This window comes from Mycobacterium sp. IS-3022 (assembly GCF_001500065.1).
Lineage (GTDB): Bacteria > Actinomycetota > Actinomycetes > Mycobacteriales > Mycobacteriaceae > Mycobacterium.
The window spans coordinates 26,714-47,687 of record NZ_LQIN01000020.1 but is presented as its reverse complement, the minus strand read 5'-3'; the positions used below and the strand labels follow the sequence as shown (position 1 = coordinate 47,687).

At 67.7% G+C, this 20,974-nt stretch carries 20 protein-coding genes; 6 read left to right on the top strand and 14 right to left on the bottom strand.

The features are described from left to right. Positions 1-220: 220 nt before the first annotated feature. The 7 genes from AU188_RS13905 to AU188_RS13875 all read right to left on the bottom strand — a co-directional run bounded on the left by AU188_RS13905 (position 221) and on the right by AU188_RS13875 (position 5,075). Positions 221-682: a cyclic nucleotide-binding domain-containing protein gene (locus AU188_RS13905; protein ID WP_059164285.1), complete on the bottom strand. Its 462-nt coding sequence runs from the start codon at positions 680-682 to the stop codon at positions 221-223. A gap of 107 nt (positions 683-789) precedes the next feature. Beyond that, positions 790-2,343, bottom strand: coding sequence for a serine/threonine-protein kinase (locus AU188_RS13900; RefSeq protein WP_059164284.1), 1,554 nt, complete (start codon positions 2,341-2,343; stop codon positions 790-792). A gap of 137 nt (positions 2,344-2,480) precedes the next feature. After that, complete coding sequence (locus AU188_RS13895) at positions 2,481-3,026, bottom strand: YceI family protein (RefSeq protein ID WP_059164293.1); 546 nt, start codon at positions 3,024-3,026, stop codon at positions 2,481-2,483. A 16-nt stretch (positions 3,027-3,042) separates the two neighbouring features. After that, on the bottom strand, positions 3,043-3,498 hold the full coding sequence (locus AU188_RS13890; RefSeq protein ID WP_156426682.1) for a hypothetical protein: 456 nt from the start codon (positions 3,496-3,498) through the stop codon (positions 3,043-3,045). An 11-nt stretch (positions 3,499-3,509) separates the two neighbouring features. Beyond that, entirely contained in the window at positions 3,510-4,091 is a 582-nt protein-coding gene (locus AU188_RS13885; protein ID WP_059164282.1) for a hypothetical protein, read from the bottom strand. Positions 4,092-4,104: 13 nt separating this feature from the next. Continuing rightward, a complete protein-coding gene (locus AU188_RS13880; protein WP_059164281.1) occupies positions 4,105-4,491 on the bottom strand; it encodes a nitroreductase/quinone reductase family protein in 387 nt (128 codons plus the stop codon). Beyond that, the gene (locus AU188_RS13875; RefSeq protein ID WP_059164280.1) at positions 4,491-5,075 is read right to left on the bottom strand and encodes a TetR/AcrR family transcriptional regulator; all 585 of its coding nucleotides are present in this window, start codon (positions 5,073-5,075) and stop codon (positions 4,491-4,493) included. Before AU188_RS13875 ends, AU188_RS13880 begins: the two co-directional genes overlap by 1 nt. 105 nt (positions 5,076-5,180) lie before the next feature. Between AU188_RS13875 and AU188_RS13870 the strand changes: the two genes are divergently transcribed. The 3 genes from AU188_RS13870 to AU188_RS13860 are packed head-to-tail and all read left to right on the top strand — an operon-like array spanning position 5,181 to position 8,757. Further along, positions 5,181-5,696 (top strand): 2Fe-2S iron-sulfur cluster-binding protein, encoded by a 516-nt coding sequence (locus AU188_RS13870; protein WP_082686631.1) that lies wholly within the window; start codon positions 5,181-5,183, stop codon positions 5,694-5,696. Beyond that, positions 5,693-6,679 carry an FAD binding domain-containing protein gene (locus tag AU188_RS13865; RefSeq protein ID WP_059164279.1) on the top strand — a complete coding sequence of 329 codons (987 nt, stop codon included), beginning with the start codon at positions 5,693-5,695 and terminating at the stop codon, positions 6,677-6,679. The genes AU188_RS13870 and AU188_RS13865 overlap by 4 nt, the downstream gene beginning before the upstream one ends. After that, positions 6,676-8,757 carry a xanthine dehydrogenase family protein molybdopterin-binding subunit gene (locus AU188_RS13860; protein WP_059164278.1) on the top strand — a complete coding sequence of 694 codons (2,082 nt, stop codon included), beginning with the start codon at positions 6,676-6,678 and terminating at the stop codon, positions 8,755-8,757. Before AU188_RS13865 ends, AU188_RS13860 begins: the two co-directional genes overlap by 4 nt. On the opposite strand, the gene AU188_RS13855 is transcribed toward AU188_RS13860, so the two are convergent. Together AU188_RS13855 and AU188_RS13850 are read right to left on the bottom strand one after the other, a co-directional pair. Then, a complete protein-coding gene (locus tag AU188_RS13855; protein ID WP_059164277.1) occupies positions 8,754-9,683 on the bottom strand; it encodes an NAD(P)/FAD-dependent oxidoreductase in 930 nt (309 codons plus the stop codon). The genes AU188_RS13860 and AU188_RS13855 overlap by 4 nt on opposite strands. Before the next feature lie 25 nt (positions 9,684-9,708). Continuing rightward, positions 9,709-10,323, bottom strand: a complete 615-nt coding sequence (locus tag AU188_RS13850; RefSeq protein WP_059164276.1) for a rhomboid-like protein — start codon at positions 10,321-10,323, stop codon at positions 9,709-9,711. A gap of 71 nt (positions 10,324-10,394) precedes the next feature. Between AU188_RS13850 and ppk2 the strand changes: the two genes are divergently transcribed. After that, positions 10,395-11,285 carry a polyphosphate kinase 2 gene (ppk2, locus tag AU188_RS13845; protein WP_059164275.1) on the top strand — a complete coding sequence of 297 codons (891 nt, stop codon included), beginning with the start codon at positions 10,395-10,397 and terminating at the stop codon, positions 11,283-11,285. A gap of 1 nt (position 11,286) precedes the next feature. Here the strand turns inward: ppk2 and AU188_RS13840 are convergent, their stop codons facing one another. The 4 genes from AU188_RS13840 to fdh all read right to left on the bottom strand — a co-directional run bounded on the left by AU188_RS13840 (position 11,287) and on the right by fdh (position 17,868). Then, the gene (locus tag AU188_RS13840) at positions 11,287-12,633 is read right to left on the bottom strand and encodes an MFS transporter (protein WP_156426681.1); all 1,347 of its coding nucleotides are present in this window, start codon (positions 12,631-12,633) and stop codon (positions 11,287-11,289) included. A gap of 146 nt (positions 12,634-12,779) precedes the next feature. Further along, a complete protein-coding gene (gene nrfD, locus AU188_RS13835) occupies positions 12,780-13,736 on the bottom strand; it encodes an NrfD/PsrC family molybdoenzyme membrane anchor subunit (RefSeq protein ID WP_059164273.1) in 957 nt (318 codons plus the stop codon). Then, complete coding sequence (locus AU188_RS13830; protein WP_059164272.1) at positions 13,736-14,620, bottom strand: 4Fe-4S dicluster domain-containing protein; 885 nt, start codon at positions 14,618-14,620, stop codon at positions 13,736-13,738. Before AU188_RS13830 ends, nrfD begins: the two co-directional genes overlap by 1 nt. Next, positions 14,617-17,868 carry a formate dehydrogenase gene (gene fdh, locus AU188_RS13825; protein WP_286137460.1) on the bottom strand — a complete coding sequence of 1,084 codons (3,252 nt, stop codon included), beginning with the start codon at positions 17,866-17,868 and terminating at the stop codon, positions 14,617-14,619. The genes AU188_RS13830 and fdh overlap by 4 nt, the downstream gene beginning before the upstream one ends. 131 nt (positions 17,869-17,999) lie before the next feature. On the opposite strand from fdh, the gene AU188_RS13815 reads away from it, so the two are divergent. Both AU188_RS13815 and AU188_RS13810 read left to right on the top strand, forming a co-directional pair. Beyond that, positions 18,000-18,845, top strand: coding sequence for a glycoside hydrolase family 16 protein (locus tag AU188_RS13815; protein ID WP_059164290.1), 846 nt, complete (start codon positions 18,000-18,002; stop codon positions 18,843-18,845). Positions 18,846-18,910: 65 nt separating this feature from the next. After that, the gene (locus AU188_RS13810; protein ID WP_502687613.1) at positions 18,911-20,356 is read left to right on the top strand and encodes a glycosyltransferase family 39 protein; all 1,446 of its coding nucleotides are present in this window, start codon (positions 18,911-18,913) and stop codon (positions 20,354-20,356) included. A gap of 3 nt (positions 20,357-20,359) precedes the next feature. Here the strand turns inward: AU188_RS13810 and AU188_RS13805 are convergent, their stop codons facing one another. Further along, the gene (locus AU188_RS13805) at positions 20,360-20,914 is read right to left on the bottom strand and encodes a hemerythrin domain-containing protein (RefSeq protein WP_059164270.1); all 555 of its coding nucleotides are present in this window, start codon (positions 20,912-20,914) and stop codon (positions 20,360-20,362) included. Positions 20,915-20,974: the final 60 nt, after the last annotated feature.

The window sequence follows — 20,974 nt, the reverse complement described above, 5'->3', positions numbered from 1 at the left end:
ACCATGCCTCACTCAACCTCCTCAACAACGCCGCGTTGTGGATAACGCGGGCCTGTCAAAAAGTTTGAGTCAGTGGAAAGGCAGGCGATCGAACACACATTCAGCGGCACGCTGGGCGATTCGCTGTACAGCAGACTGGCGTCGAATGCGCTGAGCCGCTCCATTCCACCCTCGTACCCGAGTTGACACTCGCGTAAAACCTGGAGCGGGGCGGTACGGGTCAGCCTGGTTCGGCGGCTTTCGGGGCGTGGCGGGCGACCGTGGCGTCCATCGCCGCGCGCAGCGCGGGTATCTCGGCGATCAGGCGCTCCAGGTCGTCACGGTCGATGTGCAGCACCTCGGCGCGCCCGGTCGTCGTCACGGTCGCGTTGCGCAGTGCGCCGCGCCGCAGCACCGATTCGCCGATCACCTCGCCGGGACCGACTTCGGCGATCCGGTCGTGGCCGACGTAGACCCCGACCTCCCCGCTGAGCAGGATGTAGCAGGCGTCCGACGGGGTCTGCTCGCGGATCAGCGGCCAGGGCCCCGACGTCGACGTGCGGTGTGCGGCTTCGACCAGGCGCCTGAGGTCGCTGTCGGAGAACTTGGCGAACGTGTCGAATTCCCGTAGTCGGCGGGCGTCGAGTTGAATCTCCTGCGCGCGGGCCTCTTGGCTGGCGCGGGCATATCTGCGGTTGTCCATGGTGGTCCCCGATCCGAGACGTGTCTCTCGCCGAACGGTAGCCGACCAGCGGCGGTTCGGTGCGTAAATGGTCGCTTGTGCGATAGGGAGTGCGCCGAAATCGCCTATCAGCGGTCCGCCGAGCCGTACTCCAACGCCGGCTCCGCCGAGTCCACCGTCCCGTTGCTCGAGATCGTGAGCATGCCGGGTTGCACGTCGTACCGCGCGCCGTCGGCCGGATTGGTGGCGACGAACCCGGCGCCCGACGGTTGTGCGTTGTCGAGTCGCACGTTGGCGCCGTCGCGCAGGCGCTCACCCAGGTAGTAGTAGTCGCCCGGCGCGGTCTCACAGATCACCGCCAGCGACTGCGCGGTCCTGATCGCCGCCGCCGGCGTGCTGCCCGCATCGCAGCGCGCGGTGTGCCCGATGAAGCCTTGCGAATCCGTGCCGGAGACCCCGGCGATCGGCGGGCCGCTGGTGGTCGGTGTGGTCGACGGCGCCGTCGTCGTCGTGGTGGTCGACGGCGCGGTGGTTTCGGCCGACGGCTCGGTGGCTTCGGTCGTCGTCGTAGGCGGCAGCGCCAGCGACGTCCGCGGCGCCGGTCCGCTCCCGTTGTCGCCGAACGCCAGCACGAGCGCGAGCACCACCGCCGCGGTGAACAGCACGATCGTCGTCACCACCAACCCGACCTGCGCAGGGCCGAACCGCGGCTTGCGGCTCGGCGCGGGTGGCGGCAACGGCCTGTACGCCGGCTGATAGCCCGTGCGCGCCGGATTCGGGTCGACGGCCGAGAACTGTCGCGTCGACGGCGCCGGCGGCGGGGGTGGAGGCGGCGCCGCGACCGGTGCATTCGCTGCCGCAGCGGCGGCCTTGGCCAGCTCGCCGGCCGTCGTGAACCGGTCCGCGGGCTTCTTCGCCATGCCGCGCGCGATGACGTCGTCGAACTCCCGGCTGATACCTCTGCGCATGATGCTCGGCCGCGGCGCGGGGGAGAACAAGTGAGCGCCCATGATCTCGCGCAGGTCACCGGAGTCGTACGGTGCGCGACCGGTCAGGCATTCGTAGAGCAGGCAGGTCAGCGAGTAAATGTCGGAGGCAGGGCCGCCGCGCTCGCCGCTGATACGTTCCGGCGCCATGTAGGCGCACGAGCCGATCACCAGCCCGGTCTTCGTCACCGCCGCTTCCCCGCCGCCGTGGGCGATGCCGAAGTCGACGAGGTACGCGAAGTCGTCGGCGGTGAGCAGCACGTTCTCCGGCTTGATGTCGCGGTGCACGAGACCGTTGGCGTGCGCGTCGTCCAGCGCGGCCGCCACCTGGGCGATGATCGACACGACCCGGGTGGCGGGCAATGCGCCGTCGGTGCGCAGCAGCTCCTTGAGGCTCGCCCCCTCGACCAGGCGCATGTCGATGTAGAGCGTCCCGTCGATGTCGCCGAAGTCGTGCACGGGGATGACGTGCGGTTCCTGCAGCCGCGCGGCCACGCGCGACTCGCGTCGAAAACGTTCCTGAAAGTTGGGGTCGGCGGCCATATCCGGACGTAGCAGCTTGATCGCCACCGTCCGTTCCTTTGCGGTGTCGTAGGCGCGGTAGACCTCGCCCATGCCGCCGACGCCGATCAGGGACTTCAGCTCATACGGCCCGAATCGCGTACCCAGTCGGGAGCCGCCCTTCGGGGAGCTCACATGCAATCCTTCCTCTTCTCGACGCCAGCGCAGCAGTCAATGGTGTTCCCGCAACGCGCTGTTACATAACCCGCTCCCCGCAGCAGGTATACGTCGACTCCGATGTCGCAGCAGCACAGGCGATTTCCTCGACCAGGTTACCGCCTGTTTCGTTTCGCGCTGAACGACACCGTCACCACATCGGCGACCTTCATCGAGCCCATCAGCATCGAATACGGCTTGAGACCGAAGTCCGAATGCCGCACGTCGGCCTCACATGAGATACGCCACACATCATCGAGCTCATTCACCACCACGTCGACGACCTGGTTCCGATCCCGCCCGTGAATCTGCAGTGTCCCGGTGAGACGGTATCCGTCGCCGGTCTTGTCGATGCCACTCGTTTCGAACGTGATCCGTGGAAACCGCTTCGCATCCAGCACTTTCAACGCATTCGTCCGCGCGAGCGCCTTCTCCGGACCCGTCAACGGCGTCACGCCGCCCTCGCCGCTGAGCACCTCCAGCGAATCGACGTCGACCGTCAGCGTCACCTCGGTCGGTTCGCCGTCCGCCCATGCGACCGTCGCATGCCAGCTGTTCATCGCAATCGTGAGGCGGTGGCCCATCTTCGCGGCGCGGCCCTCGACGCCGGTGCGGACTTCGAGGCGGCCGTCGGATTGATCCAGCTTCCACGTCTGCGGCATGCCGTCCATTGTGGGCTCAGGCCGTTGCCATCGCCGCGGTGATCAATGCGAATGCCGCGACGTGACAGCTAGCGCTGACGGTCCCCCACTTTCCGAAGCGGGACAACAACGTCAGGACGAGACGCTGGTCCTCGTCGGGCGTGGCGAAGGGCTTCTTCATCGCGGGGTAGGCGCCGGCCGTTCCGACGAATCCGCCGATGGTGGCCGCCAGCGACGCCGCGACCAGGCCCACCAAGGCTGGGTTCTCGCCGCGCAGGATCGCCCAGACCAACGCGACGATGGTGAGGACCAGGCCGAGCCCGGTGATGACGCCGTACACCTTGACGCCCCACGCCCCGTACATCGCGCGGAGCGCACCCGGGTAGGACCGCCAGCCCAGCCGCGACCGCGCCGGCGTGGTCAGCAACAGGATGCCGGTGATCATCCCCGCGCCCGAACCGCGAAGGAAAACGGTACCGGCGAGCAACGCCATGAAGCCGTCCATCAGGCGTGAGTCCTGTTCTCGGCTTTGGTCGCTTTGGTCGCGCGTCGCAGCCGAAGGTACGTGTACCAACCGAGAACGGCGGGGATCAGGGCGGTCCAGGCGCCACCGACGTAGTGCCACGTCCCGTCGGCGAGGAACGGCGCGATGAAGTGGGCGGGTTCCATGAACATCATGCCGAACAGGAACACGCACGCGAGGTAGTAGCCGACGCTCCACCGCTTGAGCATCATCACGGCGGCCGCGAGCCACACGATGGGAGAGACGAACGCGGCGTGGGACAGCAGTGTGTTGAGGTCGAGATCGACCACCGGGTCGAGGACGCTCGGGAAGCCGAGGACGAACGCACGGTATTCCTCGTAGACATGAGCAATGAACGCGATGACCGTCAGCAGATACGGAACGACGATCGTGGTGGGATCGAGTTCTGCTGTCGCAGGGGCGAACCGCCACAACACCAGCCCGCCGACCAGCAGCACCGCTGCAGACGCCATGACCTTCGGCGCGAAGAGGAACTCCGCCAGCAGGTAGAGCGCGGCGACGACGATCACGCTCGCGATGATGGGCCAGTTGTTCTTCACCATGTTCGGCTGCCGATCAGTCGGAAGTGCGGAGCAGTCGGAATTCGTCGCGGCGCAAAAGCCTTAGGACCAGTTCTGCCGGGAAACCGAAGGCGCGGCGTCCGGCTTCGGCGGGATAGCGTTCGATCCCGGTAACGGCGTGGGTGGTGCCGCCGACCACGAGTTCGCAGCCGCCGGCGGCGACGATGTTGCGGTACCAGTTCACGTTCTCGCCGTAGGTGAGCTCGGCGACGAAGCCGCCCGGCACCGCCGCCACGATGATCGGCGTCTCGTAGACGCGCCCCGATTTCCGGCCGACGTGCCGGACGAGGCAGAACGGTCCGTGCCCGGACCGGGCCAGCTTGGCGGTCAATCGGTTGAGGGTGTTCTTCAGCAGCCACAGCCAGCTGTTTCGTAATTTCATCACGATTCCGTCCGGATTCCGTCGAGGATGGTGTTCACGAAGCCGTCGATCCACGGCTTGACCGGCTGACGGGTGACCCCGAGCACGAGGATCGCGCTGATGAGCAAGCGCAACGTCACACGCGGATCGTGCTCGCGGAGTTCGCCTGCCGCGATCCGCTCATCGACATAGCGGGCGAGATCCCCGAGCACGTGTTCCTGCATCTCGGCGACGCCGGCGGGAATCGCCGACTCGGGTGCGAGCATCTCCCGAAACAGCGTCCGCACGACATCGCCGCGCTCTTCGAGCAAGGTGGCCAGCCGCAGGCAGAACGCCCGCAGCCCCTCGTCCGCCGGTCGGCCCGAAAGGTCGCCCATGACGCCAGCCAGCGCGTCGCGTGGGCTCGCGGCCTCGATCGCCGCGCGGATCAGTCCGTCCTTGCTGCCGAAGTAGTGATAGACCAGCCCGGGCGCGACCCCCGCACGGGCGGCGACCTCGCCGACCGTCACCCGCTCGATCCCGCGTTCCACGAACAGGCCGAGGGTGACCTCGACCAGCTGCGCCTTCCGGGCATCCGCCTGTTCGCGACGGGAAAGTCGGGTCACGATTGCCGCCCCACTGTCAGGCCCATGACGCCATCCTTCCATTGACTGAATCATCAGTCAATGGAGTGGTCGTTTTGCGACGTCGGGCGCGGGTACCTGCCATTGATGGAGTCAGCCCACTTCACCGATATCACCGTGTCGGTCGACGGCACCCGGCGTTCGCTGACCGTCGACAACCGCACGACGTTGCTCGACCTGCTCCGCGAACACCTCGGCGTCACCGCCGCCAAGAAGGGCTGTGACCACGGCCAGTGCGGGTCGTGCACGGTTCTGCTCGACGGCCGACGAGCCACCACCTGCCTGGCGTTCGCCGTCGCCTATGACGGCGCCGAGATCGTCACCGCAGCCGGGCTCGGCGATGCCGACGCGCTGCACCCCGTCGCCCAGGCCTTCCTCGACCACGACGGCTTCCAATGCGGCTACTGCACGCCCGGCCAGATCTGCTCGGCCGTCGGCATGCTCGACGAAGTCAAGTCCGGCGCGCCCAGCCACGTCACCGAGGACCTCGAGCAGTCGCCCGAACTCTCCGACGCCGAGATCCGCGAGCGCATGAGCGGCAACCTCTGCCGCTGCGCCGCCTACCCCAACATCGTCGCGGCGATCAGTGAGGCGGCCCGATGATTCCGTTCGACTACCACCGCGCCACCAGCATCTCCGACGCGGTCACCGCCGTCGCCGAGCGTCCCGACGCCGTGTTCCTCGCCGGCGGCACCAACCTCGTCGATCACATGAAGCTCGGCATCGTCGAACCGTCGCTCATCGTCGACGTGGGCCACCTACCCCTCACCGAAGTCGACCAGTTGCCCGACGGGTCGCTGCGCGTGGGCGCCGACGTCCGCAACAGCGACCTCGCCGCCCACCCAGTGGTCCGCAGCCACTACCCCGTGCTCGCCCGCGCGCTGCTGTCGGCGGCCTCCGGTCAGCTGCGCAACCTCGCGACCACCGCGGGAAACCTGTTGCAGCGCACCCGGTGTGTCTACTTCCAGGACGTCACCACCCCGTGCAACAAGCGCACCCCCGGCGAGGGCTGCTCGGCGATCGGCGGTTACGTCCGCTACCACGCCATCCTCGGCGCCTCGGAACACTGTGTCGCCGTGCACCCGTCGGACATGGCGGTCGCGATGGCAGCGCTCGACACCGTCGTGGTCTACCACGACGCCGACGGCGAACATCGCCTGCCGCTCACCGAGTTTCACCGGTTGCCCGGCGATCGCCCCGACCGCGACACCGTGCTGCCGCAAGGCGCGCTCATCACGGCGGTCGAGATCCCCGCACCGCCGAAGGGCGCCCGCTCGACGTACCGCAAGGTGCGCGACCGCGCGTCGTACGCATTCGCGTTGACGTCGGTGGCCGCCGAACTCGTCGTCGACGACGGCACGGTCACCAGCGCCCGCGTCGCACTCGGCGGAGTCGCCCACAAACCATGGCGAGCATCCCGTGCCGAGCAAGTGCTCACGGGCGCACCAGCCATAGCGGACACCTTCCGCGCGGCCGCCGACGCCGAACTCGAACGCGCACAACCATTGCCCGGCAACCAGTTCAAGGTCGAACTCACCCGCCGCGCCATCATCGCCACCCTGACCGAGCTGACGGAGCAGCGATGACCACCCTCGAACCCCGCGCCATCGGCACCGCCGTCACCCGACTCGACGGGCCCGCCAAGGTCACCGGCACCGCGGACTATGCCTACGAGTACGCCGTCGAGAACGCTGTGTATCTGCACGCGATTCAGGCCACCATCGCCAACGGCCGGATCGCGACGATGGACACCTCCGCCGCCGAGACGCTCGACGGCGTCCTGGCCGTGCTCACCGTATTCGACGCGCCGCGCCTGGCCGAAACCTCCAACGGCGACCTCACCGTCCTGCAGAATCCCGACGTGCACTACCGCGGCCAGTTGATCGGCGGCGTGATCGCCGAGAGCGCCGAAACCGCCCGGCACGCAGCGGCGCTCGTGCGGGTCGAGTACGACGAGGCGTCGCACGACGTCGAGTTGAGCGCCGACCACCCGAAGCTGTACGCACCCGAACAGGTCAACGCGGGCTATCCGACCGACACCTCCGATGGCGACGTCGAAGCCGCGCTACGGGCCGCGCCCGTCGTCATCGATCAGACCTACAGCACCCCGCACGAGCACAACAATCCGATGGAACCGCACGCCTGTATCGCCCTGTGGGACAACGACACCCTGACGCTGTGGGATTCGACGCAGGGTGTGCACGCCGTCCGCAAGGAGATGGCGACGACGTTCGGGCTGCAACCCGAACAGCTGCGGGTGATCGCGAAGAACGTCGGCGGCGGGTTCGGCTCCAAGGGTGCGCCGCACTCGCACAACACCCTTGCGGTGATGGCCGCGCAGCGAGTGGCGGGTCGTCCGGTGAAGCTCGCCGTCACCCGGCAGCAGATGTTCGACGTCGCCGGGTACCGCACGCCGACGATCCAGCACCTGCGCCTCGGCGCCGAACGTGATGGGACGCTGACGGCGATCAGCCACGAGGTCGTGAGCCAGACCGCGACCGTCAAGGAGTTCGCCGAGCAGGCCGCGGTCCCGTCGCGCATGATGTACGCCGGCCCGAATCGCACGACGTCGCATCGGTTGGCGGCACTCGACGTGCCCGTGCCGTTCTGGATGCGCGCCCCGGGCGAGTGCCCGGGCATGTTCGCGCTCGAGGTCGCGATGGACGAACTCGCCGTCGCCTGCGGCGTCGATCCGATCGAGTTGCGCATCCGCAACGAACCCGCCGTCGACCCCGAGACCGGTAACCCGTGGTCGGACCGCCGCCTTGTCGAATGCCTGCGGACGGGTGCGGGGCGGTTCGGCTGGGCGCCGCGTGACCCTGAACCCGGAACCCGTTGCGAGGGTGAATGGTTGGTCGGCACCGGCGTCGCGTCGTCGGTGTACCCGGCGATGATCATGCCGGGCAACGGCGCCCGCATCGAATGCATCGCACCGGGCCGCTACGCCGTCGGGATCGGAGCAGTCGACATCGGCACCGGCACCTGGACGGCGCTTTCGCAGATCGCAGCCGACGCGCTCGGATGTGAGCTGGACGCGATAGAGCTGCAGATCGGCGACACCGACCTGCCCACCGCGTCGGTGGAGGGCGGCTCGTCGGGCATCAGCTCGTGGGGTCGAGCGATCGTCGCTGCGGCACAACAGTTCCGGCACGACCACGGGGATGTTCCGGAGGTCGGCGTCGCGACCAGCGCCGAGGCACCGGAGAACGAGGAGGCGCAGAACTTCGGAATGTATTCGTTCGGTGCGCATTTCGTCGAGGCGCGGGTCAGTCGACACACCGGCGAGATCAGGGTGTCGCGGATGCTCGGTGTGTTCTCGGTCGGGCGGGTGATCAATCCGGTGACGTTGCGCTCGCAGCTGATCGGCGGCATGACGATGGGGCTGTCGATGGCCCTGCACGAGGAGGGCGTGCGCGACCCACGCTTCGGCCACGTCGTCACCCGGGATCTGGCGACGTACCACATCAGCTCGCACGCCGATGTCCCCACCGTCGAGGCGATGTGGCTCGACGACATCGACGAGCACTCGAACCCGATGGGTTCGCGCGGCGCCGGGGAGATCGGCATCGTGGGCTCGGCCGCCGCCGTCGTCAACGCGGTGTACCACGCCACCGGCATTCGGGTGCGGGACCTGCCGGTGATGTGCGACGCGGTGTTGACCTAGATCGGCGGGTAGGGCAGGCCGACCTCGTCGGCAAGCAGGCTCTGCACGATGATCATCGCCGCCTTCGACCCCGCGGCGATCGCGCCCGCCACATAGGGCTGTTCGCTGCAGACGTCGCCGGCGGCGAACACGCCGCCGGTCACCGTGCGGTGGATCGCGTCGATGTTGATGGTGTCGGCGGCCAGCGGGCCGGGTCTGCATTCGGCGCCCAATTGCTGGGCCAGCGCCGAGCGTTGGCGCAGCGGCGCCTCGACCAGCAGGCCGTCGCGGGCCAGGCGGTCACCGTCGGCGAACCCGATCGCCGTGAGTTGGCCGTTGTCACTGTGCAATTCGACGACGCGACGGTCGTCGATGACGACGTTGGCCGATTGCAGCACGTTGATGTCGGCGGGTGAGAGGTCGGTGCGGCCGTCGGTCAGCAGCACGACGTCGTCGCTCCAGCCGCGCAGCATCAGCGCCGAGTGCATGGCCTCCTCGCCGGCGGCCATGGTGGCGAGCCGCTTGTCGCGCATCTCCCAGCCGTGGCAGAACGGACACTGGAACACCGAGGTGCCCCACAGTTCGGCGAGCCCGGGCAGGTCCGGCGGGCAGTACTGCATGCCGGTGGCGAGCAGGACGCGCTTGGTGAGGATGGGGTCGCCGTCGTCCGGTTCGAGGACGAACCCGCTGTCGACAGGGCGGCCGCTGCGCACCGTGCCGTGCCGGTACTCGACGCTGGGGTACGACGCCAGTTCACGGCGCCCGGCGGCGTAGAGCTCGGCGGGCGGCCGCTGGTCATAGCCCAGAAGGCCGCCGATGACGCTGGATGCGCGGTTGCTCTTCTCGTCGGCGTCGATCACGACCGTGCGCCGTCGCGCCCGGCCCAGGACGAGTGCGGCGCTCAGCCCGGCGGCTCCGGCCCCGACGACGGCGCATTCCCATTGCATGGCGACAAGTTTCCCCGGGCGGCGGTTATGAAACGTCGGGTAACCGCGGATACGGCTTGGAGTCGCGGTCCGGTGCCAGCGGGACGGCTGCCAGCCCGGCGACGAACGCGGTCAGGTGCCCGATTTCGGTGAAGGTCGGCCGTGCGGCGGCGTTACCTGCCAGTGCCAGCAACGCCGCGGCCTGGGCGCGCGGTCGCCACGGCCTTCGGAGGTAGCCCGACAGCGCGGCGGTCACGCCGAGGACGAAGTAGCTCACCCCGACATCGCGGGCGTTCTCCAACCGCTGCGGCGCGCGACCCTTCCGTATCAGTAGCCGCAGGTAGCTCTGGCCGAGGTAGGTGCCGGCGACATGTGCGGTTATCCCCACGAGTAGCCAACGCCACCAACGCAATCGGCGTTCTGCGGGTGCGACCACTCCGACGAACACCGGTAGGTACGGCCACCACCGATGGTCGTCGAGCCAGAACAGACTGGTGGTGAGCACGCGCGACGGTTCGGTGCGCAGCCGACGCAGGTTGGTGGAGTTTCTGCGTTGGATCCGCCGCGACGCTCGATGGCCGGCCGAGCGCTGCACACGGCTGGTGACGAGCAGGACGACCAACCACGCGAACGTGAGCGGCGCGCCGCGGATGAGCTGCACAAGGCGACAGTACTGCCGGGCAGGTTTGTCACCCGCGCCGAGCGGGGATAGAGACCGTGCAAGGAGCTGGGATGACGACCGCAGATGCTGAGATTGACCTCGACGCCCTGTCGACCGACGACCATGGATACACCGTCAACGACGAGGACGAAGACGACCCGGTCCTGCTCGACCGCGACGGCAAGCCGATCCAGACGTGGCGTGAGCGCTATCCGTACGACGAGCGGATGTCGCGCGACGACTACGAGCGGGTGAAACGGCGGCTGCAGATCGAACTGCTCAAGCTGCAGAAGTGGAGTAAACGCACCGGCGCCCGGCACGTGATCCTGTTCGAAGGCCGCGACGCGGCGGGCAAGGGTGGTTCCATCCAGCGGTTCATGGAGCACCTCAACCCGCGCGGCGCACGGGTGGTGGCGTTGGAGAAGCCGACCGAGGAAGAGAAGTCGCAGTGGTACTTCCAGCGATACGTCAGGCATCTGCCGACCGCCGGGGAGATGGTGTTGTTCGACCGGTCCTGGTACAACCGCGCGGGCGTCGAACGGGTGATGGGCTTCTGTACGCCCGAACAGCACGCCGAGTTCATGCGCCAGGCGCCGGCGTTCGAGGAGATGCTGGTCAATTCGGGGCTGCACCTGACCAAGTTCTGGTTCTCGGTGTCGCCGGCCGAACAGCGGACGCGGTTCGCGATCCGGCTCGTTGATCCGTTGCGGCAGTGGAAGTTCTCGTCGGTGGACATGGAAGCGGTCAACCGGTGGGAGGACTACACCAGGGCCAAAGAGGAGATGTTCGTCGCCACCGACACCGACTATGCGCCGTGGATCGTGGTGAAGAGCAACGACAAGAAGCGCGGCCGGATCAACGCGATGCGGTACCTGCTGTCGCGGTTCGACTACGACGACAAGGACGACGAGGTGGTCGGGGAGCCGGACCCGCTGATCGTCGGCCGCGCGCTGGAGGACTAGTTCACTTGGCGAACGCTGAGCCGCGCTCGCGGTCGAGGAAGGTCTCCGACTTGTTCTTCAGGAAGAACAGGTATACGACTAGGGACACCGCGATGCAGACGGTGACGTAGCCGATGAACAACGGCACCTGATCGCGTTCCTTGAGCGCCTGATAGATCATCGGAGCGGTGCCGCCGAACATCGAGTTCGCCAGCGCGTAGCCGACGCCCACGCCGAGCGCCCGCACCCGCGCCGGGAACAACTCCGACTTGACCAGCGCGTTGATCGAGGTGTAGCCCGTGAGTATCATGTACCCCACCGCCACCAGAACGAAAGACGTTAGCGGAGAGCGTGTTTCGGGCAGATACGTGATCAGCACATAGGTGTAGACCACCCCGCCGAAACCGAACCACAGCAGCAGCGGTTTGCGTCCGACCTTGTCGCTGATCAGCCCGCCGACCGGCTGCAGCAACATCAGGAAGATCAACCCGATCAGGTTGATCCAGGTGCCCGTCATGCCCTCACCCTTGTACGCCGTCTTCACGATCGCCGGCGCGTTGACGCTGTAGGTGTAGAACGCGATGGTGCCGCCCAGTGTGATCAAGAAGCACATCAGCAGCGGCTTCGGGTAGCGGGTGAACAGCTCGCGTATCGAACCGGCGCCCTTGTCCTCCCCTGTCTTGGCCGCTTCGATGACGTCCTCGCTGAGCGACTCGTCCATGGTCCGGCGCAACCAGAACACCACCACCGCAGCGACGCCGCCGACGGCGAAGCCGATCCGCCAACCGAATTCGCGCATCTGTTCGTCGACGAGGAACGCGTCGACGATCAACAGCGTGAGTTGAGCCAGGACATGTCCGCCGACGAGCGTCACGTACTGGAACGACGAGAAGAAGCCACGCCGCTCCCGCGTCGCCGCCTCCGACATGTACGTCGCCGACGTCCCGTACTCGCCTCCGGTCGCAAAACCCTGTACCAACCGCGCGAGGATCAGGATGACCGCCGCGGCCGCGCCGATGCTGGCTTGTGAGGGCACCAGCGCCACGACCATCGAGCAGCCCGCCATCAGCGACACGCTCACCGTGAGTGCGGCACGGCGGCCCCGTCGGTCGGCGAATCGGCCGAAGAACCAGGACCCGACCGGTCGCATCACGAACGTGATCGCGAAGATCGCATACACGTAGACCGTCGAGTTCTTCTCCGATTCGTCGAAGAACTGGCTCTCGAAGTACGGCGCGAACACCGTGTAGACGTACACGTCGTACCACTCGACGAGGTTGCCCGACGAGCCGCGGATCGTATTCCAGATCGCCCGTCGGGTCTCGGCGGGGCTCGACCGCGGCGCTGGCGCTTCGGTTGTCGTGGCCATCGTCAACCTCCAAACGAGCCGTGTGCCCGGGCCACCATATCCGCGACAGGTCGGGAAGTGCCCGATTCCGCGCGCTTTCGGGCCACTTTGCTTTCCGGTCCTACGATCGAGATTGCACTGAGGGTCGTGCTGCTCTAGTACAACCGTCAGTGCAATCTCGCGCGTAGGCGTTCAACAGCATCCAACCGCTCCCGCTGCGGAACCACGACGAACTTCGGGTCGCGCGTCGACGCCACGCCCGCCTCGAAGACGCCGAACCTCTGCAGCGCACTCCCCACGAGCAGCGCAACCCCCGACGCCGCGACCGTCGCTCGGTTCCGCCCGACTACCGCGCCGACGGCTCCGCCGACCGTCAGCACCTCCGACAGCTGACGCAGCCGGTGCGCCCTGCCCGTCGTGTACGCCTCGCCGGACAGGCCCAGCCGCTGCTCCATCACCCGCGACGCCGCCACCTCCATACCCGCGCCCAGCACCGCCATCCGCCGCGCCGGACCTGACTCGTCGACGGGCGCCAACAGCATTCCGAGTCCGGCTCCGCTCGCCGCCGCCGAACCCGTGAACACGAACGGCAGATACGGGTGCGCCTCCCGCCAGGCCGGAACCGCCGTCTGCGACAACAGAACCGCCGTGTACGACGCCACCCCCGGCGCCGTACCCGCCGCCCACAGTCCGGCCGGTCGAGCCGCCCGGTCCACCAGCCGCCCCGGCCACGTCCGCCGCAGCCGATCCGGCATCAACTCCGCCACCGCCGCCAGGCCCGCGCCCGGTCCGTACGCCGACAAGATCCAGGTGCCCACGCTCATCGGCGAACTCGGCTTCGCCACCCGCAGCATGTGGTGGAACCGCTCCGGTCGCCCGAGGTCGGCGATCAGAAAATACAAGCTCGCCAAAATGCTTGCCAGCGAACCGATTCGGGATACTTTGCGCAGCCCGGGCCGTCCCGTCAGGTCCGCACCCGCCGCCAGCATCGCCGCGCCCGCCGACAACCCGCCGCAGAACAGATATGCCGCGATCATCCAGTTCCACACCGGCGTCTTGAGGATCTGCTTGCCGTAGTACGACTGGAACTCGGCCTTCGGCACCGCCAGCTGTTCGCGCGGCATCAGCTTCTCTTTCCGAGGAACGACGACACCGCGAGTCCGACCAACGCCGACGCCGCTATTCCCGCGTAGCGCCACATCGCACCGGCATCGCGCGTCGGCACCACCGGGTCCGGCGGCAGCCCGTACACCTCGGGTTCGTCGAGCAGCAGGAAGAACGCGCCGTCGCCGCCGACGCCGTCGTTCGGGTCCTCGCCGTACAGCCGCGCCGATGTCTCGCCGCGGTCGTGTAATTCGTTGACGCGCATCGCGGCCCGTTCCCGCAACTCGTCGAGCACACCGAACTGGATCGAGTCGGTCGGGCACGCCTTCGCACACGCCGGCTCCAAGCCGTCGAGCAGCCGGTCGTAGCACAGCGTGCACTTGAACGCCCGGCCGTCGCCTTCGCGCCGCTCGATCACCCCGTACGGGCAGGCCGACACGCAGTATCCGCAGCCGTTGCAAATGTCCTGCTGCACAACGACGGTCGCGAATTCGGTGCGGAACAGCGCGCCCGTCGGGCAGACGTCGAGGCACCCGGCGTGTGTGCAGTGTTTGCACACGTCGCTGCTCATCAGCCACCGGAAGTCCGTTCGGGTTTCGGCTCCCGAAACGTCGCCGGGCCGTTCGAAGCCCGGCATCCCGAGGTCCACCGGGGCGGGCTGCTCGACGAACGCGACGTGGCGCCACGAGTTCGCGCCCAATTCGCCGGTGTTGTCGAACGACATGCCCAGCAGGTTGAACCCGTCGTCGGGCACACCGTTCCACTCCTTGCAAGCGACCTCGCAAGCCTTGCAACCGATGCACACCGAGGTGTCGGTGAAAAAGCCCATCCGCGGTGGATGCTCGACGTAGCCGGCGTCGCCCGCCACGTCGGCGAGTGGGCCGTAGAAGCTGTTGCCGCTCATGGCTTCTCCTCGGTGTGGTCTGTCGAAGCCTCGGTGGTGTCCAGGTTGGTGCCGGTCTCGGGGGTGATGCGCGCCCGCTCGCGGTACATCGCGATGTATTCCAGCAGCGCCGGCCCGCGCGGCCGTCGACCCGGCTGGATGTCGCATGTCGCGACCTTGCTCTCCTGGATGAACACGTTCGGATCGGCGACCACGCCCACCAGGTCGTTGACCACGTCGCCGTCGATCAACCCGACACTGCCCCAGTGGTAGGGCATCCAGACCTGGTGCACGATCCGGTCCTCGATGCGCAGCGGCCGCATCCGGTCGGTCACGAACACCCGAGCATCGACCGCCGACCGGCTGGTCACCACGTGCGCCCACGCCATATGCGTCAGACCACGTTCGGCCGCCAGCTCCGGTGACACCTCGACGAACAAGCCCGGCTGAAGCTCACTGAGATAGGGCAATTGACGGCTCATTCCGCCCGCGGTGTGGTGCTCGGTCAGCCGGGCCGCGGTGAAGACGAACGGGAACACCTCGCCGTGCAGCTCCGGCGGCGACGGATTCGACGGGTTGTCCGCGCGCCCGTACACCTTGCGCGCCGGGTTGCCCTGCTGCTTGTAGAGCGCGTTGGGGACCGGCGACTCGTGCGGCTCGTAGTGCGTCGGCAGCGGCCCGTCGAGCACCCCGTTCGGGGCGAACAGCCAGCCCTTGCCGTCGGCCTGCATCACGAACGCGTCGTCGCCGCGCAGCGCCTCGACACCGACTGCGTCGGAGGGCGGTTCGTAGTCCGGCGGTTTGGTCTTCTCGAAGTCGGGGACGTCATAGCCCGTCCACTCGCCGGCCTCTGCGTCCCACCACACCAGCTTCTTGCGCTCACTCCACGGCCGACCCTGCGGATCTGCCGACGCGCGGTTGTAGAGCACGCGCCGGTTCAGCGGCCACACCCACCCCCACTGGGCGTCGTCGTGTGGCGCGCGACGGGCCGCTTGGTTGACCTCGTCGGCGTAGACGCCGCTGTAGATCCAGCACCCGCAGATCGTGGTGCCGTCGGCCTTCAGTTCCAGATAGCTGTTCACCGCACGACCCGTCGTCAGGTCGACGCCGTTGATCCGGCGCAGCACGTCCTTGGCGGACGGCTCGTCGCCCTCCAGCTGGTAGTCCCATGAGAGGTCGAGCAGCGGGCGGTCGCGCTCATCCGTTGAGCCGGCCAGCTTTTCGCGCAGGATACGGCCCAGGTGGTAGAAGAACCACAACTCGGAGCGGGCGTCACCGGGCGGTTCGACGGCCTTCTCCCGCCACTGCAGTTTGCGCTGCGTCTGCGTGAACGTGCCGGCCTTCTCCACATGCGACGCGGCCGGGAACAGGAACACCTCGGTGCGACACGTCTCCGGATCGATCTCCCCCGTTTCGATCTCGGGGCTGTTCTTCCAGAACGTCGCGCTCTCGATCTCGACGAGATCGCGCACCACCAGCCAGTCGAGGTTGGCCATGCCGAGGCGCTGCAACCGTCCGTGCGCTGAGCCCACCGCTGGATTCTGACCGAGCAGGAAGTAGCCGAACACGTTGCCGTCGACCATGTCCATCACGGTGCGGTAGGTGCCGTGGTCGCCGTTGATGCGCGGCAGATAGTCGAAGCAGTAGTCGTTGTCGGCGGTGGCGTGCTCGCCCCAGTACTCCTTGAGCAGCGACACCATGTACGTATCGGCGTTGCGCCAGAAGCCTTTCTGATTGCGTCCGATGATGTCGTCGAGGTACTCCGACAGCGTTTCCTGGCCGGCGTGTGGCATCGCCAGATAACCGGGCAGCAGGTTGAACAACGTCGGCACGTCGGTCGAGCCCTGGATGCTCGCGTGCCCGCGCAGCGCGAACACCCCGCCACCGGGACGGCCGATGTTGCCCAACAGCAACTGGACGATCGCCCCGGCGCGGATGAACTGCGCGCCCATGGTGTGCTGCGTCCAACCGACGCTGTACACCAGGGCAGACGTGCGCTCGCGCCCGGAGTTGGCGGCCCACGTCCGCGCGATGTCGACGAAGTCGGCGGCCGGTATGCCGCACACCCGTTCCACCGTCTCCGGCGTGTAGCGGGCGTAGTGCCGCTTGAGGATCTGGTAGACGCAGCGCGGATGCTGCAGCGTCGGGTCCGACGGAACGTGTTGCGCCCCACCCTCGATCGGCGCGCCGCCGGAGCCGTGCTGATCGGGCGCGGCGTGCTCCTTGGCGCCGGCGCCGCCGTACTCGGGATCGGTGCGTTCGTACTGCCACGTCGACGGGTCGTAGGACGCGGTTTCGTCGTCGTAGCCGGAGAACAACCCGTCGAGGTCCTCGGCGTCGCGGAAGCGTTCGTCGACGATGAACGACGCGTTGGTGTACGCGGTGACGTACTCGCGGAAGTCGAGGTCGTTACTCAGGATGTAGTTGATCACCCCGCCGAGGAATGCGATGTCGCTGCCCGCGCGCAATGTGAGATGCCGGTCGGCCAGTGCGCTGGTGCGGGTGAACCGCGGATCGATGTGCACGACCTTGGCGCCACGCGCCTTGGCCTCGACCACCCATTGGAAGCCGACCGGATGGGCTTCGGCCATGTTCGAGCCCATGATCACGATGAAGTCCGCGTTGGCGAGGTCTTGCTGGTAGTCCGTCGCCCCGCCGCGACCGAAGGAGGCTCCCAGACCGGGAACCGTGGCGCTGTGTCAAATGCGGGCTTGGTTCTCGATCTGCAGCGCCCCCAACGCCGTGAAAAGCTTCTTGATCAGGTAGTTCTCTTCGTTGTCGAGGGTGGCACCGCCGAGGCTGGCGATACCCATGGTTCGGCGCAGCGTGTTGCGGTCGGCGTCGAACTGCTGCCAACCCTTCTGGCGCGCGTCGAGCACCCGGTCGGCGACCATGTCCATCGCCGTGTCGAGGTCGAGGTCCTGCCATTCGGTGGCGTACGGCGGGCGGTAGCGCACCTTGGTCAATCGCTGAGGTCCGGTGACGAGCTGTTTGCTCGCAGAACCCTTGGGGCACAGGCGGCCTCGGGAAATCGGGCTGTCCGGATCGCCCTCGATCTGAATGACCTTCTCGTCCTTGACGTAGACCTTCTGTGCGCATCCGACCGCGCAGTACGGGCAGACGGAGTGCGCGATCCGGTCGGCTTCGGTGGTCCTCGGCGTCAGCGTGGCCGAGCGCTCGGACTGCGCGGCCTGGCCCCGGCCCAACCGGTCCCGCCCGGTGAGCTGGCGGTAGACCGGCCACGACTGGAACAGCCCCCTGATGTCCACGGCGCCTCCCTTACCCGACCTTCGCCCGGTTGCGTTCGACATTAGCGCTGTTACGGGAACTAATGCGGGCAACGCAGGGACAAACCACGGTGATCATCCGCTCGACCCTCTATGGTGCTGCTGTGGCCGAAATCGACCGTCGCACCCTGATGATGATGACCGGAGTCGCCGCGCTCGGCGCGGCGGCCATGCCCGCCCCGTTGGCCAATGCCTCGCCGCTACGGCCGTCGCCGCCGGCGCAGCCGCCACCTGATGCGGCGACGGGTACCTACCTGTTCCAGGACGAATTCGACGGCCCGGCCGGGTCGGCACCCGATCCGGCGAAGTGGATCGTGCAGAACTGGGACGACCCGGTGACGCCGCCGATCGTGGGGCATTACCGCGACGACCGCCGCAACGTGTTCATCGACGGCAACTCCAACCTCGTGCTGTGCGCGACCCACGAGGGCGACCAGTACTTCAGCGGCAAGGTGCTCAGCCACTTCCGGGGGCAGATCGGCACCACCTGGGAAGCGCGCATCAAGCTCGACTGCATGCACCCCGGCCTGTGGCCCGCCTACTGGCTGCTCAACCAGGACCCCCTCCCCGACGGCGAGATCGACATCGTCGAGTACTACGGCAACGGGGCCTGGCCGCCGGGCACCACCGTGCACGCCGCCTCCAACGGCAAGACGTGGGAGGGCATGTCGATCCCCCAGCTGGTGGATCCCGCGTGGCACAACTGGCGCACCGAGTGGACCGAGGACGGGTTCCGCTTCTGGCGCGACTACGTCGACGGCGCCGAGCCGTACTTCACGGTTCCGGCCAAGCCGATTCCGGTGCATGGTCGGCCCGGCGACCTGCGGTGGCCGTTCAGCATCCCCGGTTACTGGCTGCAGGCGATCTTCAACCTCGCGGTCGGTGGCTCCGGTGGCGGCGATCCGACCCGGGCCCCCTACCCGTCGGTGATGCTCGTCGACTGGATCCGCGTCTGGTAGACGTCTCCGCGGGCGGTCGGCTGACGCGGCTGGAACCGCTGCTCGTCGCCATCCTCGGCGCCGCGGTGAGCCTCGCGGGCGCCGCCCGTCCATCGTTCTGGTACGACGAGGCCGCCACGATCTCGGCGTCCTACAGCCGCTCGCTGCATCAGCTGTGGCAGATGCTGGCCGACGTGGACGCCGTTCACGGCCTCTACTACCTGCTGATGCACGGCTGGTTCGCCGTCTTCCCGCCGACCGAGTTCTGGTCGCGGGTGCCGAGCGGCCTGGCGGTCGGCGCCGCAGCGGCGGGCGTGGTGGTGCTGGGCAGGCAGCTGTCGTCGCGCACGGTCGGGCTGACCGCCGGTGTCGTCTGCGCGATCCTGCCCCGGGCGACGTGGGCGGGTATCGAGGCGCGTCCGTACGCGCTGTCGATGATGCTCGCGGTGTGGCTCGCGGTGCTGTTGGTCTGGGCGGCGCAGCGCGAATCACGTTGGTTGTGGGCCGGTTACGGTGCGCTGCTGGCGGTGTCGATCCTGCTCGACGTCTACCTGGCGCTGCTGTTCTTCGTCCACGCCGTGTTCGTGGTGGCGTTCCGGCGCACGCGGACGGTGCTGCTGCCGTTCGCCATCACGTCGGTGGTCACACTCGCCGTGATGGCGCCGTTCGTCGCGGTGGTCGCCGGACAGGCCAACCAGATCAGCTGGATCACGCCGATCGGTCTGCGGACCTTCGAAGACGTTTTCGTACAACAGTATTTCGACCGCAACCCGTATTTCGCGGCGCTGTCCGCGGTGGTGGTGCTGGTGGCGGTCGCGGTGTGGGCGTTCGCGCGGCGGCCCAGCGTCGGCGAACGGGAAGCGATCGTGCTGGCGGTGGCGTGGCTGGTGATACCGACGGCGCTGATCGTGGCGTACTCGGCGGTGGCCGAACCGCTCTACACCCCGCGCTATCTGTGCTTCACCGCGCCCGCGATGGCGCTGCTGCTCGGCGTCTGCATCACCGCGTTGGCGCGCTCGGCATGGGCGGCGGCGGTGGTCGTTGTCGTGTTCGCAGCGGTCGCGGCGCCCACTTTCGTTGCGGTGCAACGCGGTCCGTATGCGAAGTACCACATGGACTACAGCCAGGTGGCCGACCTGGTCTCGGCGAAGGCCGCCGCGGGGGACTGTCTTCTGGTCAACGACACCGTGACGTTTCATCCCGCGCCGATGCGACCGCTGATGGCCGCGCGCCCCGACGCCTTCCGCGGGGTGGTCGACGTCAGCCTGTGGCAGCGGGCCGTCGACACCCACGAAGTGTTCGACACGAACCTCATCCCCGAGGCGTCGGTGGGCCCGCTCGAGCATTGCCCCACCGTCTGGATCATCACGCAAGCGGACCCGGGCGCACCGGAACGCGAAGAGGGAGTGGCGATTCCGCCCGGCCCGCTGTTCGGCGGCACACGCGCGTTCGCCGTCACCCACGACATGGGTTTCCGGCTGGTCGAGCGGTGGCAGTTCAGCCTGGTGCAGGTGATCCGGGCGCAGCGGTAGGCGTCAGGTGTTGCGCCCGCTGAGGGCGTCGCGCACCCGGTCGACCAGACCGGCCCCCGGTGCGAGGATCTTGTTGGCCGGCGGATGATCGGGCGCCAGCGGGTGCGGCCGTGTCGGCGCCATTGCCTTGGCGCGCTGGAACTTCTCGCTCAACTCGTGCAATTGTTCGGGCGCGCAGGAATCGCGGAGCTCGGCGAGCATGTCGTTCTCCTCGTCCTCGATGTGGTGGCGGATCTCGCCGATGAGTTTGCGGACCAGGTCGTCGTACTCGGGGTCGTCGCGGCCGGCCTTCTCGATGGACTTCATGATCTCCTCGGCCTCGGCGTGCTCTTTGAGCTCGTGATCGGCGAGCTCGTCGCCGTCGGGAAGCACGTTCCTGGCGGCCGGGTAGAGGTACTGCTCCTCGGCGACGGCGTGCCGGACGATTCCGGCGATCACGTGCTCGACGAGATCGGGTTGGCTGTGCGGGTCGCCGCCGGTTTCGATCTCGGTGAAGACGCTTTCGAACTCGCGATGGTCGGTGATGATGTCGTCGACGATGTTGCCGGTATCAGCCATGGTCACCCTCCTCGACTGAGGCGGCTACCCGCGTGGTGGACGGCCAAACATGTGCACCTG